The sequence below is a fragment of the Streptomyces sp. NPDC058092 genome, assembly GCF_042884935.1.
Lineage (GTDB): Bacteria > Actinomycetota > Actinomycetes > Streptomycetales > Streptomycetaceae > Streptomyces.
In genome coordinates this window covers 139,665-155,129 of the sequence record NZ_JBHVSY010000004.1, presented here as the reverse complement: position 1 = coordinate 155,129, position 15,465 = coordinate 139,665, and the positions used below count along the sequence as shown (strand labels likewise).

The 15,465-nt window shown below is 71.4% G+C and carries 13 protein-coding genes and 1 pseudogene; 7 read left to right on the top strand and 7 right to left on the bottom strand.

Annotated features, from left to right (window positions below):
- Window position 1 precedes the first annotated feature (1 nt).
- Window positions 2-655, bottom strand: coding sequence for a response regulator transcription factor (locus tag ACFVV1_RS09000; protein WP_389986739.1), 654 nt, complete (start codon window positions 653-655; stop codon window positions 2-4).
- Between the two features lie 376 nt (window positions 656-1,031).
- Here ACFVV1_RS09000 and ACFVV1_RS08995 point away from each other — a divergent pair, with 376 nt between their 5' ends.
- Window positions 1,032-1,205: a hypothetical protein gene (locus tag ACFVV1_RS08995; protein WP_266749192.1), complete on the top strand. Its 174-nt coding sequence runs from the start codon at window positions 1,032-1,034 to the stop codon at window positions 1,203-1,205.
- 79 nt (window positions 1,206-1,284) lie between these two features.
- Here ACFVV1_RS08995 and ACFVV1_RS08990 read toward each other — a convergent pair whose 3' ends face one another.
- Complete coding sequence (locus ACFVV1_RS08990) at window positions 1,285-2,103, bottom strand: inositol monophosphatase family protein (protein WP_389986734.1); 819 nt, start codon at window positions 2,101-2,103, stop codon at window positions 1,285-1,287.
- A gap of 33 nt (window positions 2,104-2,136) precedes the next feature.
- Complete coding sequence (locus tag ACFVV1_RS08985) at window positions 2,137-3,264, bottom strand: ferrochelatase (RefSeq protein WP_389986731.1); 1,128 nt, start codon at window positions 3,262-3,264, stop codon at window positions 2,137-2,139.
- Between the two features lie 153 nt (window positions 3,265-3,417).
- Between ACFVV1_RS08985 and ACFVV1_RS08980 the strand changes: the two genes are divergently transcribed.
- A complete protein-coding gene (locus ACFVV1_RS08980; RefSeq protein WP_389986728.1) occupies window positions 3,418-4,665 on the top strand; it encodes an MFS transporter in 1,248 nt (415 codons plus the stop codon).
- On the top strand, window positions 4,622-5,944 hold the full coding sequence (locus ACFVV1_RS08975) for a D-arabinono-1,4-lactone oxidase (protein ID WP_389986725.1): 1,323 nt from the start codon (window positions 4,622-4,624) through the stop codon (window positions 5,942-5,944). The genes ACFVV1_RS08980 and ACFVV1_RS08975 overlap by 44 nt, the downstream gene beginning before the upstream one ends.
- Before the next feature lie 13 nt (window positions 5,945-5,957).
- Here the strand turns inward: ACFVV1_RS08975 and ACFVV1_RS08970 are convergent, their stop codons facing one another.
- Window positions 5,958-6,983 (bottom strand): hypothetical protein, encoded by a 1,026-nt coding sequence (locus ACFVV1_RS08970; RefSeq protein WP_389986722.1) that lies wholly within the window; start codon window positions 6,981-6,983, stop codon window positions 5,958-5,960.
- Window positions 6,984-7,480: 497 nt separating this feature from the next.
- On the opposite strand from ACFVV1_RS08970, the gene sepH reads away from it, so the two are divergent.
- The gene (sepH, locus tag ACFVV1_RS08965) at window positions 7,481-8,536 is read left to right on the top strand and encodes a septation protein SepH (RefSeq protein WP_389986719.1); all 1,056 of its coding nucleotides are present in this window, start codon (window positions 7,481-7,483) and stop codon (window positions 8,534-8,536) included.
- Window positions 8,537-8,700: 164 nt separating this feature from the next.
- Here the strand turns inward: sepH and ACFVV1_RS08960 are convergent, their stop codons facing one another.
- Complete coding sequence (locus tag ACFVV1_RS08960; protein ID WP_389986717.1) at window positions 8,701-9,528, bottom strand: sulfurtransferase; 828 nt, start codon at window positions 9,526-9,528, stop codon at window positions 8,701-8,703.
- A gap of 233 nt (window positions 9,529-9,761) precedes the next feature.
- Here ACFVV1_RS08960 and ACFVV1_RS08955 point away from each other — a divergent pair, with 233 nt between their 5' ends.
- Window positions 9,762-10,547 (top strand): VOC family protein, encoded by a 786-nt coding sequence (locus ACFVV1_RS08955; protein WP_389986714.1) that lies wholly within the window; start codon window positions 9,762-9,764, stop codon window positions 10,545-10,547.
- 20 nt (window positions 10,548-10,567) lie between these two features.
- On the opposite strand, the gene ACFVV1_RS08950 is transcribed toward ACFVV1_RS08955, so the two are convergent.
- Both ACFVV1_RS08950 and ACFVV1_RS08945 read right to left on the bottom strand, forming a co-directional pair.
- On the bottom strand, window positions 10,568-11,440 hold the full coding sequence (locus ACFVV1_RS08950; RefSeq protein WP_389986711.1) for a PaaX family transcriptional regulator C-terminal domain-containing protein: 873 nt from the start codon (window positions 11,438-11,440) through the stop codon (window positions 10,568-10,570).
- 44 nt (window positions 11,441-11,484) lie between these two features.
- A pseudogene (locus tag ACFVV1_RS08945) lies at window positions 11,485-11,849 on the bottom strand (thymidine kinase); the annotation flags it as partial.
- Window positions 11,850-11,901: 52 nt separating this feature from the next.
- On the opposite strand from ACFVV1_RS08945, the gene ACFVV1_RS08940 reads away from it, so the two are divergent.
- Together ACFVV1_RS08940 and ACFVV1_RS08935 are read left to right on the top strand one after the other, a co-directional pair.
- A complete protein-coding gene (locus tag ACFVV1_RS08940; RefSeq protein WP_389986708.1) occupies window positions 11,902-12,765 on the top strand; it encodes a hypothetical protein in 864 nt (287 codons plus the stop codon).
- Between the two features lie 90 nt (window positions 12,766-12,855).
- On the top strand, window positions 12,856-15,465 hold the full coding sequence (locus ACFVV1_RS08935; RefSeq protein ID WP_389986705.1) for an NACHT domain-containing protein: 2,610 nt from the start codon (window positions 12,856-12,858) through the stop codon (window positions 15,463-15,465).

The window sequence follows — 15,465 nt, the reverse complement described above, 5'->3', positions numbered from 1 at the left end:
GTCAGATCCGGTAGCCGGAGCCGGGCACGGTGACGATCACCGGCGGCTCGCCGAGTTTGCGGCGCAGCGTCATGACGGTCACGCGGACGACATTGGTGAACGGGTCGGTGTTCTCGTCCCAGGCCTTCTCCAGCAGCTGCTCGGCCGAGACGACCGCGCCCTCGCTGCGCATCAGGACCTCCAGCACGGCGAATTCCTTCGGCGCGAGCTGGATCTCGGTCTCGCCCCGGAAGACCTCGCGGCGGTTGGGGTCGAGCTTGATCCCGGCGCGCTCCAGGACGGGCGGCAGCGCCACCGTCGCACGCCTGCCCAGGGCCCGTACCCGCGCAGTGAGCTCGCTGAAGGCGAACGGCTTGGGCAGATAGTCGTCGGCGCCCAGCTCCAGGCCCTCCACCCGGTCGCTGACGTCCCCGGACGCGGTGAGCATGAGCACCCGGGTGGGCATGCCCAGCTCGACGATCCGCCGGCAGACGTCGTCGCCGTGCACCAGGGGGAGGTCCCGGTCCAGCACCACGACGTCGTAGTCGTTGACCTCGATGCGCTCCAGGGCCGCGGCACCGTCGTACACGACATCGATGGCCATGGCCTCACGGCGCAATCCGGTGGCCACCGCATCGGCGAGCAGTTGCTCGTCCTCCACGACGAGTACGCGCACGGCGCTGTCCTTCCTTAGAAACTTCAGTACATAGGTAACTTCAGAACGTCTCGATGTGCCCACGGTCCGTGATGCGGGCCGCTCATCAGCATCGGTCTGTGCTGCTCCATCCTGCCCGCAACGCGTATAAACCGGCGGTAAGACGACGCTCGCCCGCCCGGGCCCCGGGGAATCCACAGGATTTCCGGGCCAGTTGAGGTTTCTCTGAGCTTGGTGCCGGGGAGGACGCATGCACACCCGCGATCACGCCTCGAATGTGGCGTGCCACAGGCCACTCCGTCCCCGGAGAGCGCGTGATCACCCGCCCTACCGCCTCCGTGCGGAGGGAAACCCGGGCACACCCCCGTGCCACCGACCCACGATGAGGGGGCGCATTATGGACGCTTTCACCGCCGGTCTGCTGCAACGCATCAAGACCACCGAGTCCGACCTCACGAAAGCTCGGGAGACGGGCGACGACTTCCTCGCGGATGTCGAGCAGGGCGAGCTGGACGACCTGCACCGCCTCGCCGCCGAGCACGGCGTCGAAATCGGCGCCACCAGCGCCTGAGCCGCGCGAGAAGGGCCCCTGATGCCGGATACGGCTCAGGGGCCCTTCTCGCGCGCCGGGAGGACCCGGACGACCGGTTCTAGTCGTGCCAGGCGCCGAGCTCCTCCAGCAGGGCCTGCAGCGGCTCGAAGACACCCGGCGTCGCCGCGACCGTCAGGTCTCCGTCGGCGGGTAGCCCGGGACGGCCGCCGGTGTACGCCCCCGCCTCGCGGGCGATGAGGTCACCGGCCGCCAGGTCCCACGGGTGGAGCCCGCGCTCGTAGTAGCCGTCGAGGCGCCCCGCGGCCACATCGCAGAGGTCCACGGCGGCGGAACCGCTGCGCCGGATGTCGCGCAGCCGCGGGATCAGCTGCTGGGCCACGTCCGCCTGGTGCGCACGGACGTGGCCGACGTAGTTGAAGCCGGTCGAGACGAGCGCCTGGTCGAGCGGCGGCGCGGGCCGGCAGCGCAGTGCGGCGCCCTCGCCGTACACGCCGCCCTTCGCGTGGGCGCCGCCGCCGAGCACCGCCCGGTACGTCTCACCGCGCATCGGGGCCTCCACCACGCCCACGACCCGCTCGCCGTCCCGTTCGGCGGCGATGGAGACGGCCCACGTGGGCAGTCCGTACAGGTAGTTCACGGTGCCGTCGAGCGGGTCGATGACCCAGCGGATACCGCTGCTGCCCTCGGCGCTGGCCCCCTCCTCGCCGAGGAAGCCGTCCTGGGGGCGGCGCTCGGTCAGGAAGCCGGTGATCAGCTTCTCGGCAGCGATGTCCATCTCGGTGACGACGTCGATCGGGCTGGACTTGGTCGCGGCCACCCCGAGGTCGGCGGGGCGTCCGTCGCGCAGCAGCGCACCGGCGCGGCGGGCGGCCTCCAGGGCGAGGTCGAGCAGTTCGGACAGGTTCGGGTCGGTCACGGCGCTCCAGGGTCTCCAGGCATACGGCAGGGGCTACGCGTACGGGCTGTCGGCGCCCGCGGCGGCGGGCTTGAAGGCCCGGGCCGGACAGCAGCCGACCGGGCAGAGGTCATGGCTCGGGCCGAGCGCTCCCAGCGCGCACCGCTGCGCGCCACGCCCCTGTTCGGTGGCGGCGCGCTCCAGCACCAGGTCGCGCACGGCCGCGGCGAACCGCGGATCGGCGCCCACGGTCGCGGACCTGCGCACCGGAAGCCCGAGCTCCGCGGCCTTCGCGGTGGCCTCCGTGTCGAGGTCGTACAGCACTTCCATGTGGTCCGAGACGAAACCGATGGGGGCCATCACCACTGCGGGGACGCCGTCTCCGTGCAGCGTCTCCAGGTGGTCGCAGATGTCGGGCTCCAGCCACGGGATGTGCGGGGCGCCACTGCGCGACTGGTAGACGAGCTGCCAGGGGTGCTCGACGCCGGTCTCCTCGCGCACCGCGTCGACGATCAGGCGGGCGATGTCCAGGTGCTCGGCGACATAGGCGCCGCCGTCGCCGTGCTGCGCCATGGGGCCGGAGGTGTCGGCGGCGGTGGTGGGGATGGAGTGCGTGGTGAACGCGAGGTGTGCTCCGGCCCGTACGTCCTCGGGGAGATCGGCCAGGGAGGCGAGGACACCGTCCACCATGGGCCGTACGAAACCGGGATGGTTGAAGTAGTGCCGGAGCTTGTCGACCCGGGGCACGGGCAGGCCCTCGGCCTCCAGGGTGGCCAGTGACTCGGCGAGGTTCTCGCGGTACTGCCGGCAGCCCGAGTACGAGGCGTAGGCGCTGGTGGCGAGGACGGCGACGCGGCGGTGCCCGTCCGTGATCATCTCGCGCAGGGTGTCGGTGAGGTACGGCGCCCAGTTGCGGTTGCCCCAGTACACCGGCAGGTCGAGTCCGTGTGCCGCGAAGTCCTTGCGCAGGGCGTCCAGCAGGGCTCTGTTCTGGGCGTTGATCGGGCTGACGCCGCCGAACAGGAAGTAGTGCTTGCCGACCTCCTTCAGCCGCTCCTCGGGGATGCCGCGGCCACGGGTCACGTTGGCCAGGAACGGGACCACGTCGTCCGGGCCTTCGGGGCCGCCGAAGGAGAGCAGCAGCAGGGCGTCGTAGGGAGCGGGATCGCGCAGATCGGACATGACAGCGATCCTGCCACTCGCCTCGGACAGCCCTCCCACCGACGTCGGTTCCCCGGCCGGCCCCGGTGTCGGACCGGCCACCCCGACCGTAAGCTGTACCGGCCACATTCACGCATTACAGGCGCGTGCGATCACGCTGTTCCGGAGCCTTCCTTGCCCAGTCCCTACCGCGCGATTTTCGCCGCCCCCGGCACCAAGGGGTTCTCGGCGGCCGGATTCCTCGGCCGGATGCCGCTGTCCATGATGGGCATCGGCGTGGTGACCATGGTTTCGCAGCTCACCGGCCGTTACGGGCTCGCCGGTGCGCTCTCCGCGACGCTGGCGATGTCGGCGGCGGTGATCGGGCCGCAGATCTCCCGGCTCGTCGACCGGCACGGGCAACGCCGCGTTCTGCGTCCCGCCGCTTTCGTCGCGCTGGCGGCGGTGGCCGGTCTGCTGATCTGCGCGCAGCAGCGGCTGCCGGACTGGTCGCTCTTCGTCTTCGCGGCGGGCGCGGGCTGCGTTCCCAGCGTGGGTTCGATGATCCGGGCGCGCTGGGCGGAGATCTACCGCGGTTCGCCGCAGCAGTTGCACACCGCGTACTCGTGGGAGTCGATCGTCGACGAGGTGTGCTTCATCTTCGGGCCGATCATCTCGATCGGCCTGTCCACCGCCTGGTTCCCCGAGGCGGGGCCGCTTCTCGCCGCAGGGTTCCTGCTGGTCGGTGTCTTCTGGCTGACCGCGCAGCGCGCCACCGAGCCGGTGCCGCATCCGCGCGAGCAGCACACCGACGGCACCGCGCTGCGCGCCCGGGGCCTCCAGGTGCTCGTGGTGACGTTCGTGGCGACCGGTGCGATCTTCGGGGCCGTCGACGTGGTGACGGTGGCGTTCGCCGAGGAACAGGGCCACAAGGCCGTGGCGAGCCTCGTGCTGGCCGTGTACGCGCTGGGCTCCTGCCTGGCCGGCGCCGTCTTCGGCCTGCTGCGCCTCAAGGGGAAGGCGTCCACCCGGTGGCTGGTGGGCGTGTGCGCGATGGCCGTGAGTATGATCCCCCTCCAACTGGCCGGGAGCCTCCCGTTTCTGGCCGTGGCGCTCTTTGTCGCGGGCCTCGCCATCGCACCGACGATGGTCACCACCATGGCCCTCGTCGAGCAGCACGTACCGCGCACGAAACTGACCGAGGGCATGACCTGGACCAGCACCGGGCTCGCCGTCGGTGTCGCGCTCGGCTCCTCGGCCGCCGGCTGGGTCGTCGACGCGTCCGGAGCCGAGGCGGGGTACGCGGTGCCCGCCGTGGCGGGAGCGCTCGCGGCCGCGGTGGCGTTCCTGGGGTATCGCCGGCTCGGCGGGCCGGTTCCTACGGAAGGGCGCGCGGAAGATGACCGACACCGACGCACGGACGACGACGAACGCGTGGCGTAACTGGGCGGGGAATGTCAGCTCCCGTCCGGTACGGACCGCGCGCCCCGCCTCCGTGGCGGAGCTCGCCGAAGTGCTGCGCCGGGCGTCCGAGGACGGCCTGAGGGTGAAGCCGGTCGGCACCGGACACTCCTTCACCGCGGCGGCGGCCACCGACGGCGTACTGATCCGCCCCGATCTCCTCACCGGCATCCGGGAGATCGACCGCGAGGCGATGACCGTGACCGTCGAGGCCGGCACTCCGCTGAAGCGGCTGAACACCGCCCTGGCACGGGAGGGCCTGTCGCTCACCAACATGGGCGACATCATGGAGCAGACGGTCGCCGGGGCCACCTCGACCGGCACCCACGGCACCGGCCGCGACTCGGCGTCCATATCCGCGCAGATCCGCGCCCTCGAACTGGTCACGGCCGACGGCACGGTGCTGACCTGTTCCGAGAAGGAGAACGCCGACATCTTCGCCGTCGCCCGGATCGGGCTCGGCGCCCTGGGTGTCGTCACGGCGCTCACCTTCGCCGTGGAACCGGTCTTCCTGCTGACGGCCCGTGAGGAACCGATGAGCTTCGACCGGGTCACGGCCGGCTTCGACGAGCTGGTCGCCGACAACGAGCACTTCGAGTTCTACTGGTTCCCGCACACGGGCAACTGCAACACCAAGCGCAACAACCGCAGCGCGGGCCCCGCCGCCCCGCCCGGAAGGGTCAGCGGCTGGATCGAGGACGAGCTCCTCTCCAACGGGATCTTCCAGGTGGCGTGTTCGCTCGGTCGGACGGTCCCCGCCACCATTCCGTCGATCGCCAAGCTCTCCAGTCGTGCCCTGTCCGCCCGTACGTACACCGACATCCCGTACAAGGTCTTCACGAGTCCGCGCCGGGTCCGTTTCGTGGAGATGGAGTACGCGCTGCCGCGCGAGGCCGCCGTGGAGGCGCTGCGCGAGGTCAAGGCGATGGTGGAGCGTTCGCCGCTGCGGATCAGCTTCCCGGTGGAGGTGCGCACCGCCCCCGCGGACGACATCGCGCTCTCCACGGCCTCGGGCCGTCAGAGCGCGTACATCGCCGTCCATCTGTACAAGGGCACGCCCTACCAGGCGTACTTCACGGCCGTCGAGCGGATCATGACCGCCCACGCCGGCCGCCCGCACTGGGGCAAGGTCAACACCCGCGACGCCGAGTACCTCGCCGGGGTGTACCCGCGGTTCGGCGAGTTCACCGCCGTACGCGACCGGCTGGACCCGGACCGGCTGTTCGGCAACGACTATCTGCGCCGGGTGCTGGGCGACTGAGCGGCGCGGGCCTTCACTGTCCGGTGCCCGTGCCCGTGGTGGTGCGGTCTCCCTGCGCCGGGGCGACGCCCGCACCCGTGGGGTTCGGGTCGGCGCTGGCGCCGGGGACGGGCACCGCCGGGGACGGCGTGGCCGCCGGGGACGGGTTCGTCTGTCCGGTGTTGCCGGACGGCGTGGGGCTGGGCGTCGGATCGGCCGGGGAACGGTCGCCCTGACCGGAGTCCGGGTTCCGGCTCTGCCCGCCCTGTGAGTCCGTACCGGGTGTCGCGCCGCTCTCCTGGCCCGGGCTCCGCTCCTGGCCGGGGTCGGTGCCGGTCGACGGTGCCGGGTCGTTCGACCCGGTGCCCCGCTCCCCGCGTACGACGGAGCCGACGGTGGTTCCCTGACCGCCGCTCAGGTCATTGCCGGAGACCAGCTCGAACGTGGTGATCCCGGCCATCGTCACGGCGAAGACCACGGCCGCCCCGAGCGCCGACCGCTTCCAGCCCCGGATACGGGTGCCGTGGGTAGTGGCTTCGGAGAACTCCTCGTCCGGCTCCGGACGGACCGTGGTGAGCAACCGCGTCCCGTCGAGCGGCCTCAGCAGCCGCGTACGGTCCGGATCGTCCGCCACGTTGCGCAGCACGGTCGTGGCGTCCGTCTCGCCGCGCACAGTCGCGGCGTCCACGGCGCGCATCATCGTGGTCGCGTCCATGGCTCCGTCAGGCGTTCCGGCCGGTGGTCGTCGCGCCCCCTGCGCCGCACGCGGGTCGCTCGTCCCACGCGTCTGTACGGTCACCTCACGGCCCGGTTGCTTCGCCTGGACCGTCACCTCGCGGATCTGTTCCCCGGTGCGGCGGAAGAAGTGCTGGAAGAGCGAACCGCCGCAGGTGGCGACGACGCTCATCACTCCGGCGCCGAGGATCGTTCCGTACACGCCCAGCTGAGAGGCCGCCACCGCTGCCGCGACCGCCGCCACGGCACTGCCCGCCACCTGAGGCAGGCTCAGATCTATACGCCTTTCCTTGGGTTCTATGTCACTTTCCGGCTTCTGCACCATTTCCAGCCCTTGATTGACATCTCTCCCACCATGCAACAGGAAGGGACATGTGAGCGAAGTGAATAGTTCCGCTTCGGGAGATTCTGTGAAGCAGGACACGCACGAAGGGCGCCCCGCACCCGTACGGGCGACTCGGCTCCCGCACCTCACGAGAAGTTCGGCGGCGCGGCGGTCCACCCACATGGCCCGAATGGAGTACTGTGGCGAGCCCTGAGGCCGGACTCCCATGTGGGTGTCCGGGATCTTCGGGAGGGGGCCGAAGGAGGCACTCGATCCGGCGGCGCCACGGCATCGCACGGGGACTGGCTACACGAGGCGACCATCGGTCACTTTGTGTTGCACAATAGGTCACCGTGTCATACCGGCGATCAAGGGCTCACGCCCGACACGCCGGGCAACACGGCAATGTTGTGGCAGGCTGCACCCGGGCAGGCCACACTCGACTAGCGGAAGCAGCGACGCACGTGACGTCGGCAGGCACCACCCGGGAGGTCCCCATGCCCGAACTGCGTGTCGTGGCCGTCTCCAACGACGGCACACGACTGGTGCTCAAGGCTGCGGACAGCACGGAGTACACGCTTCCGATCGACGAGCGGCTGCGAGCCGCCGTGCGCAACGACCGCGCGCGGCTCGGCCAGATCGAGATCGAGGTGGAGAGCCACCTCCGCCCCCGCGACATCCAGGCCCGGATACGAGCAGGTGCCTCCGCGGAGGAGGTCGCCCAGTTCGCCGGGATTCCGGTCGACCGTGTCCGCCGCTTCGAGGGCCCCGTGCTCGCGGAGCGCGCCTTCATGGCCGAGCGGGCCCGGAAGACTCCCGTACGCCGTCCCGGCGAGAACACCGGCCCCCAGCTCGGCGAGGCGGTGCAGGAGCGGTTGCTGCTGCGCGGCGCCGACAAGGAGACCGTCCAGTGGGACTCCTGGCGCCGTGACGACGGCACCTGGGAGGTCCTGCTGGTCTACCGGGTCGCGGGCGAGCCGCACTCGGCGAGCTGGACGTACGACGCGCCGCGCCGGCTGGTCCAGGCCGTGGACGACGAGGCCCGGTCGCTGATCGGCGAGACCGACGACGTCGCCGCGCCCGAGCCGAGCTTCCCGTTCGTGCCCCGGATCGCCCGGCTGCCCCGGGACCGGCCACTGGACCGCGCCCTGGACCGCCAGATGGAGCGCCCCCCGGTCCCGATGCCCGAGCCGGAGGAGCACATCGGTGGCATCTCGGCCAGTGAGCGCGATTCGCTGACCAGCCTGTTGGAGGCGGTGCCGAGCTTCCGCGGCGACATGGTGGTGCCGGAGCGTCCCGCGCCGCCCGAGCCGCCCGCCATCGAGCCCGCCACGCAGGAGCCGGAGGCCGACGAGCCGCCGGCCGCGGCGGCCTCCGCAGGTTCCGCCTATGCGGATGTGCTGATGCCGCGGGCGGTGGCCGGTCATCGCGACCGGCTGACCGGTACGACGGACCGCCAGGCCGAGGCGGACGGCGTCCGGCCGGGCCGCCGGGCCGCCGTACCGAGCTGGGACGAGATCGTCTTCGGTACGCGCCGGAAGAAGCAGGACTGAGGCGGGGTGACCGCAGCATGACGAGGGCCCGTACGCCGTTGCGTACGGGCCCTCGTGCCGTATGCGTCCGGCGCGCCGGGTGCACCGCTCTTCGCACCGCGTGCACCCCGTGCGACCGGATCCTGTTACGGCGGTTCCGGTCGCGGTGGCCGGTGCGGGCTCCGTTACTGCGGGTCGGGACCCTTGGCTACCGGGCGGGACTCGTCCGCGGACCACTCGGACCAGGAGCCCGCGTACAGCGCCGCGGGGATCCCGGCGACGGCCAGGGCCAGCACCTCATGGGCGCCGGAGACACCGGAGCCGCAGTAGACGCCGACCTCCGGCGCCCGGTCCGCGCCGAGGCCCTTGAAGCGGGCCGCCAGCGATGGAGCGGGCAGGAACCGGCCGTCGCCCCCCGTGTTCTCGGAGGTCGGCGCCGACACGGCACCCGGGATATGGCCACCCACCCGGTCGATCGGCTCCACATCGCCCCGGTAGCGCTCCGCGGCCCGTGCGTCGAGCAGCAGCCCCGAGCGGGCCAGCGCCGCCGCCCCGTCCGCGTCCAGCAACGGCAGCGCACCGGGGACCGGCCGGAAGTCGCCCTCGGCCGGCGTCGGGATCTCCGTCTCGAGATCCCCCCGCCAGGCCGCGAGGCCGCCGTCCAGGACCCGGACGTCCTCGTGCCCCGTCCAGCGCAGCAGCCACCATGCGCGGGCCGCCGCCCAGCCCTGGCCACCGTCGTAGACGACCACCGGAGCGTCCCGGGAGACACCGGCCCGGCGCATCACCGCACCGAATTCCTCCGGGTCGGGCAGCGGGTGACGGCCGCCGCTGCCTGCCGGACCGGCGAGTTCCGCGTCCAGATCGACAAAGACCGCACCGGGGATGTGCCCGGCCTCGTAGTCGGGGCGGCCGTGCGGGCCGCCCAGCTGCCAACGTACGTCCAGGAGCACCGGCGGACGTGGCCCCGCCGACTCGCTCGCGCATTCGGATGCAGTGATGATGGGCTTCATGGGTGCCATCCTCGCGCAGGAGCCTCCCCACCCGTAACCACACCCATACGGACGTTTCACACCAAATCGGCCCCCCGCCGTCGAGATCCCGGAAGGCACGGCGCGGCCGGGGCACATCGTGCGCCGGGTGGTGCAAACATCTCCACGGGGCGTACACATCCTGTACCGCATGACGGCACACCGGCCCCGTTCCGCCCGTACGGCCACCACGATGGTCCGAGGAGAGAGTGACGATGACGGAGGCTGCCGCCCGGCGCGCGCCCGGAACACCTTGCTGGGTGAGTCTGCTCGTGCACGGGCTGAGCACGACCCAGGACTTCTACGCCCGGCTGTTCGGCTGGGAGTTCGTGCCCGGCCCGGACCAGCTGGGTCCGTACGTCCGCGCGCTGATCGACGGGAAAGTGGTCGCGGGCATCGGGCAGTTGCCGCCCGACCGCCATCTGCCGGTCGCCTGGACGACCTATCTGGCCACCGACGACGCCGACGCCACGGCGGAATTGATCCGCTCCTGCGGTGGCACGGTCGCCGTCGGGCCACTCGACTCGGGTGAAGCGGGTGAGGCGGGCCGGCTCGCCATCGCTTCCGACCCCAGCGGCGCGGTCTTCGGAATCTGGCAGGCCGCCGCACACCTCGGCACGGCGCTCGCGGGCACCCACGGCACACCGGTGTGGAACGAGCTGGTGACCCGCGAGACGTCGACGGTCTGCAAGTTCTACCAGACGGTTTTCGGCTATGAGGCGGAGGCGGTCGTCTCGGCCGACTTCGACTACCAGACCCTCCATCTGCACGGCCGTCCGGTGGCCTCGCTGCACGGTGTCGGCCACGCCCTGCCGCGCGACCGCGGCCCGCACTGGATGACGTACTTCGAGGTCGACGACACCGACGAGGCGGCGCATCGCGTGGTGGAGTTCGGCGGATACGTTCTGCAGCCGCCCCGGGAGGGGTCGAACGGCCGGATGGCGACCGTGGCGGACCCGGAGGGCGCGATGTTCACGATCGTACGGTCGGCCGCTCGCTGAGCCACCGGGCGCGGGGCCGGTCAGCCGGTCCGGGACCGTTCCGCATGCCGGTGGGCGGGGTCGGCCAGCCGGGTGTGCAGCTCGTCGAAGAGCTCGGACGCCTCGGCTCCGCTCCACTCGGCCGGCAGCAGTTCACGCGGGACACCGGGGTCGAGGTAGACGAGCCGGCGCCAGTCGGTGAGGACCCTGATGTACGTCGTGAACGCCTCGCGGTCCGTCACCGGGCTGCCGCCCGCGATCCGCTCGGCCACCGGACGGTGTGCCGCGAGGAATGCGACGTACAGCCGCTGCAGCCGGACGGTGTCCCACCAGGAGCGCACCTTCGCGGGCAGGTCCCCGTTCCCGCCCCCGGCCACGGAGAGATAGTCGGCCCGGAAGAGGTCGGCGTACGAGCGCAGCCCGTGCCGGGCCAGCATGTCCTCCGCCTCGCCGTGCACATGTCCCGGTGCGATCCACACGCCGGCGGACACGGAACCGAAACCGAGCCGGGTCAGCTGGGTGCGCAGGGTGTGCCGCTTGGCGCGTTCGGACTCGGGTACGGAGAAGACGACCAGCACCCAGCCCTCGTCCACGGTGGCCCTTCGGGCCGCGAAGATGCGCGGATCGCCGTCGCGCAGAATCCGCTCGGTCTCGGGCGAGATCCGGTACCCGGCCGCTCCGGACACCGATTCGGCCTCGAGCAGTCCGGCACGCTTCAGCCGCGAGACCGAGGACCGTACGGTCGGCGCCTCGACGCCGAGGTCGGCGAGCAGCTGGATCAGCGAGGCCACGGACATCCAGCCGCCGGTGTCACGCGCGTACAGCCCGTAGACCGTCACGATCAGCTGCCGCGGCTGCACCTTGCCCAGTGGGCCCGGTTCGGACTCGGCCTCTGTTCCGCTCACCGTGTTCACAGCGTCATCCTAAGCATCCGTGCCGGACGCCCGGAGGGACGGGTTCAGGCGGAGGTGACGGGCAGCACATCCGGCGGGAGGGAGCCCGCGCGGGCACTCGCGCTGGTCGTCCTGCGCTGGTGGTGGCGTCGGCAGAGCACCTCGTAACCGACCTCGCCGCCTGCTGGTCGACGTCCCCCACGACCACGTGGGCGCCTTCGACGACCATCTCACCGCCGACCGTACGGGCGTGGTGCGTGGCCCGTGCACCGCACCAGCGGAGAGCTTCGCCCCGGAAGGCCTCGACCCGGTCGGCCAGTTCGATCAGCCGCTGGGATCCGGGGAACAGCTTGGTCCGGAAGTCGGTGGTGACACCGAACGCGAAGACGTCCATGCCCGTGTCGTCGACGACACGGGCGAGTTGGTCGATCACCTGCCGAAGGGCTCCCCCTCAGGAAAGCCAGGGACTACGGTTACCGACCATGTGGTCAGGACAGCCGCCCGGGGGCGGCGGGAACCGGGCGAAGGCCGCCGCGATCGCTGCGGCCACGACCGTGGTCGTAGCCGTTGGCGTCACGGGCTTCCTGCTCCTGGGCAGCGACAGGGACGTCAACGCCAACGGCGGCAGCAGGAACACGAAAGCGCCGGCGATTGCCTCGAAGAGCACGACGGCCTCGGCGCCGGCGTCCGACAACCCGCGCGGCAGCGAGACCGAAAGGCCGACCGTCCCGGGCTGGAAGGTCGTCATCAACCCCAAGCGGGGGACGGCCTTCGACGTACCGCCGGACTGGGACGTCAAGTCGCCGGGTCTGCTGATCGGCTTCGAGGACAGCAAGGTCGACTACAGCGACCCCGACAACTGGGGCAAGGTCATCATCGTCATGGGCGCACCGGCAGTCCTCCAGGAAAGCTGGTGCGTGTCCAACGACATGAAGAACGGGCGCGTAAAAAGCACGAGCACCGCGCTGGCGGCGACAGGCACCAAGGGTGCCAGTGGCGCCAGGAGCACCGGCGATGCCGCCTTGGGCCAGGTGGAACGGTGGGTGTACGGCGGTTATACGCAGCCGGACACGAAGAGCATCATCCACGACAAGGCGGCGAGGCCGTACACGACGAAGTCCGGCATCAAGGGCAGCATCGCCTGGGCCCGGTCCAGAAACACGCCCCAGAAGGGCAAGTGCGCGAGCGACGGCAAGGCCATCACGTTCGGCTTCAAGAACTCCGCGGGCGACTTCGTCGCGTGGAGCCTCTACGGCGCCACGGGCGTGAAGAACGAGCTGCCGGACTCGACGATCATGAAGATCCTCGGCACGGTACGTCTCCACGGGGACCCGACGGAATCCTGAGCCGGGCGACTGAAGTCCCTTGGCTCGGCTCCGTGTTCGGAGCGGACCGGGAAGGCGGAGCGGGAAGGGCGACGACGGGGGCGGGCGTACATGGCGAGGCAGATGGACTCCGGTGAGCCGCACATCACCAACACCGCGGTCGATTGCACAGCCGAGTATCTGATCCAGATCGGGATTCTCGAAGGTGATCTCAATCTGACCCTGCGCGTGGAGCCCCCGCCGCCCGATGACAACGCTCCGCTGGCCACGGCCGAGCGGAGGCTCGCACGCAGTCTTCTGCACCGGTGGCGGGCCGAGGCCGACGCCTGGGGCATGACCGATCCCGAGCCACTGCCCGTGCGCTGGACACCCAGCCGACGAGTGGCGTCCGCCGGGGAGTACGTGCCCGCGGGCTCCGGGACCGACACGATCGCCGGGACCTTCCTCAGGCTCCGGCCGCGGCGGCGGCTGGTCGTGCTGGGCACCGCCGGATCCGGCAAGACCGTGCTGTCCATCCTGCTCACCCTCGAACTCCTCGCCCGGCGGCTCACACAGGGCGAGGACGACGTGCCGGTCCCGCTTGTGCTGTCGCTGGAGTCCTGGGACACCCGGCGGCAGTCGCTCTCCGATTGGCTGGTGGACCGGCTGCGCCAGGACCACCCCGGTCTGCCGCCCGTGGACGGCGTCCACCCGGCCCGCCGGCTCGTCCTTGAGCGGCGGGTTCTGCCCGTCCTCGACGGCCTCGACGAACTGCCCGGACACCGCCGCGCCGAGGTACTCGACGCGCTCAATGCCGGCCTCGACGGCGTGCAGGACGCGGTACTGATGTCCCGCACGGCCGAGTACGAGCGCCTCGACCAGGAGGGCAAGGGTCTGCGGCACGCGACGGTGATCGAGTCGCTGCCGCTGCGCCCCGACGAGGTGGCGAGCTACCTCCGCAGAGCCCGGCCACCGGCCCGCGCAGCGGCCTGGGCGCGCCTGCTGGAGACCCTTCAGAAGGAACCCTCCGCACCGGTGGCCTGGGCCCTGACCAGTCCGCTGATGGTGTGGCTGGTACGCCGGTCCTATGAGCAGCATCCGGCGGATCCACGGGAGTTGGTGGACCGGGTGCGGTTCCCGACCCGTGATGCCGTCGAGGCACACCTGCTCGACCGGATCGTGCCCGCCGCGTTTCCGCCGCGGCCCCCGAACCCCGGTCGGCTGCACCCACCCCGCACCTGGGACGCCGAACGGGCCGGTGCCTGGCTTTCGTACCTGGCGCTGCTGCTGAGCCGTCGCGAGGAGTCCGAACTGGCCTGGTGGCGGCTGCACTCGGCGCCACTGCCCCGACTGCTCGCGCTGCCCGCGCTGCTTGCGGCCGGCATCCTGCTCTCCCTCGTCATCAAGGCGGGCATGTCCGGCTACGCGGAGGATTCCCTGCTGGGTGACCTCAGCGTGACGGGGGAGGTGTCCGGCGGGGTCCTCTTCGCGGCCATCGCACGGTCCGTGACCGCCTCCTGGTTCGGGCAGCGGATCGCCGAGCCGCGGCGCAGCGTCAACCCTCTGCTGTTCATCCACGCCCTCCGTTCCTTCGACCGTAATTCGCGGGTGGGTCCGCAGGTCCGCCTTGCGGCGCTCGTGGGCGGTCCCGCGCTCGTCGTCCTCCTGCTCGCCCTGTACGTCTTCGTGTCACCGGACCCCGTCCTGGTCTGGCTCTCGGTCGGCGGCGTGCTGCCCGCGCTGCTGACCATCGTGTACGCGGCTCCGGCCGACACCGTGGACGCCGCCACTCCCGACGAACTCCTGCGCGGCGAACAGTCCGCCCTCGTCACCATGCTGACGCTGGTGGCCCCGCTGATCGGGGCCGGTGCGGGTTCGTTCTTCTGGCTCGGCGGAAGCGACGGGTGGTGGCCGGCGTTCGGGGGCTGGGCGGGTGCCTCGTCGATGTTCGTGCTGCTCAGCCCGTGGAGCCGCTGGATCCTCGCCAAGTGCTCGCTCGCGGCGACCCGACGGGTGCCGTGGTCCCTGATGGCGTTCCTCAAGGACGCGCGCACGGCGGGCCTGCTCCAGCTGTCGGGCGGCACCTATCGCTTCCGCAACCGGCGACTCCAGGAGCATCTGGCGGGACGGCGCGCTCAAGAGCGGGGCGAGGGTGGCGGTTCGTCCGGCCCCGAGCCGGACCGCATGCCCGCGCTCGCGGACTCAGGCCACTTCACCGTGGAACGCACCGCGGACCGCTACCACCTCCGCGGTCGGTCCAGGAGGCTGCCACTGGCCCACTGGGCGGTGTTCGGCTCCCTGTTGGGCGTCTTCATCGTGCGGTTCACCGTGAGCGGCCAGTGGCAGGACTTCACCGCCTGGCTGGCGCTGCTCTTCCTCCCCGTGATCGGCGCCGTGATCACCGTGGCCGGGTTGCTCATGCCGCGGCAGCGACTGGAGCTGGAGCTGACCCGGGACGGCGTCACCTCCGTGATCGGGCGCAGGCGACGCTCCTACGAGTGGCGGCACGTCGAGGAGATCACCGTGCGCCGCGCGATCGTCCGGGGCCGGGACGCGCGCTTCTACGCACTCCAGGTCCGACTGCTCGCCGGCGCCCCGCGCCCGCCCCGCCGCTCCCGCATGGGCGAGGGTTGGTTCCTCGTCCTGCCACTCGGCCTCTCGTCGCGTGTGGATCCCCGACTCGGCGCGGTCCTGGCCGACTTCGCGGGGCCCTGCTGGACATCGCCGTCCGGTGGCCGTTGA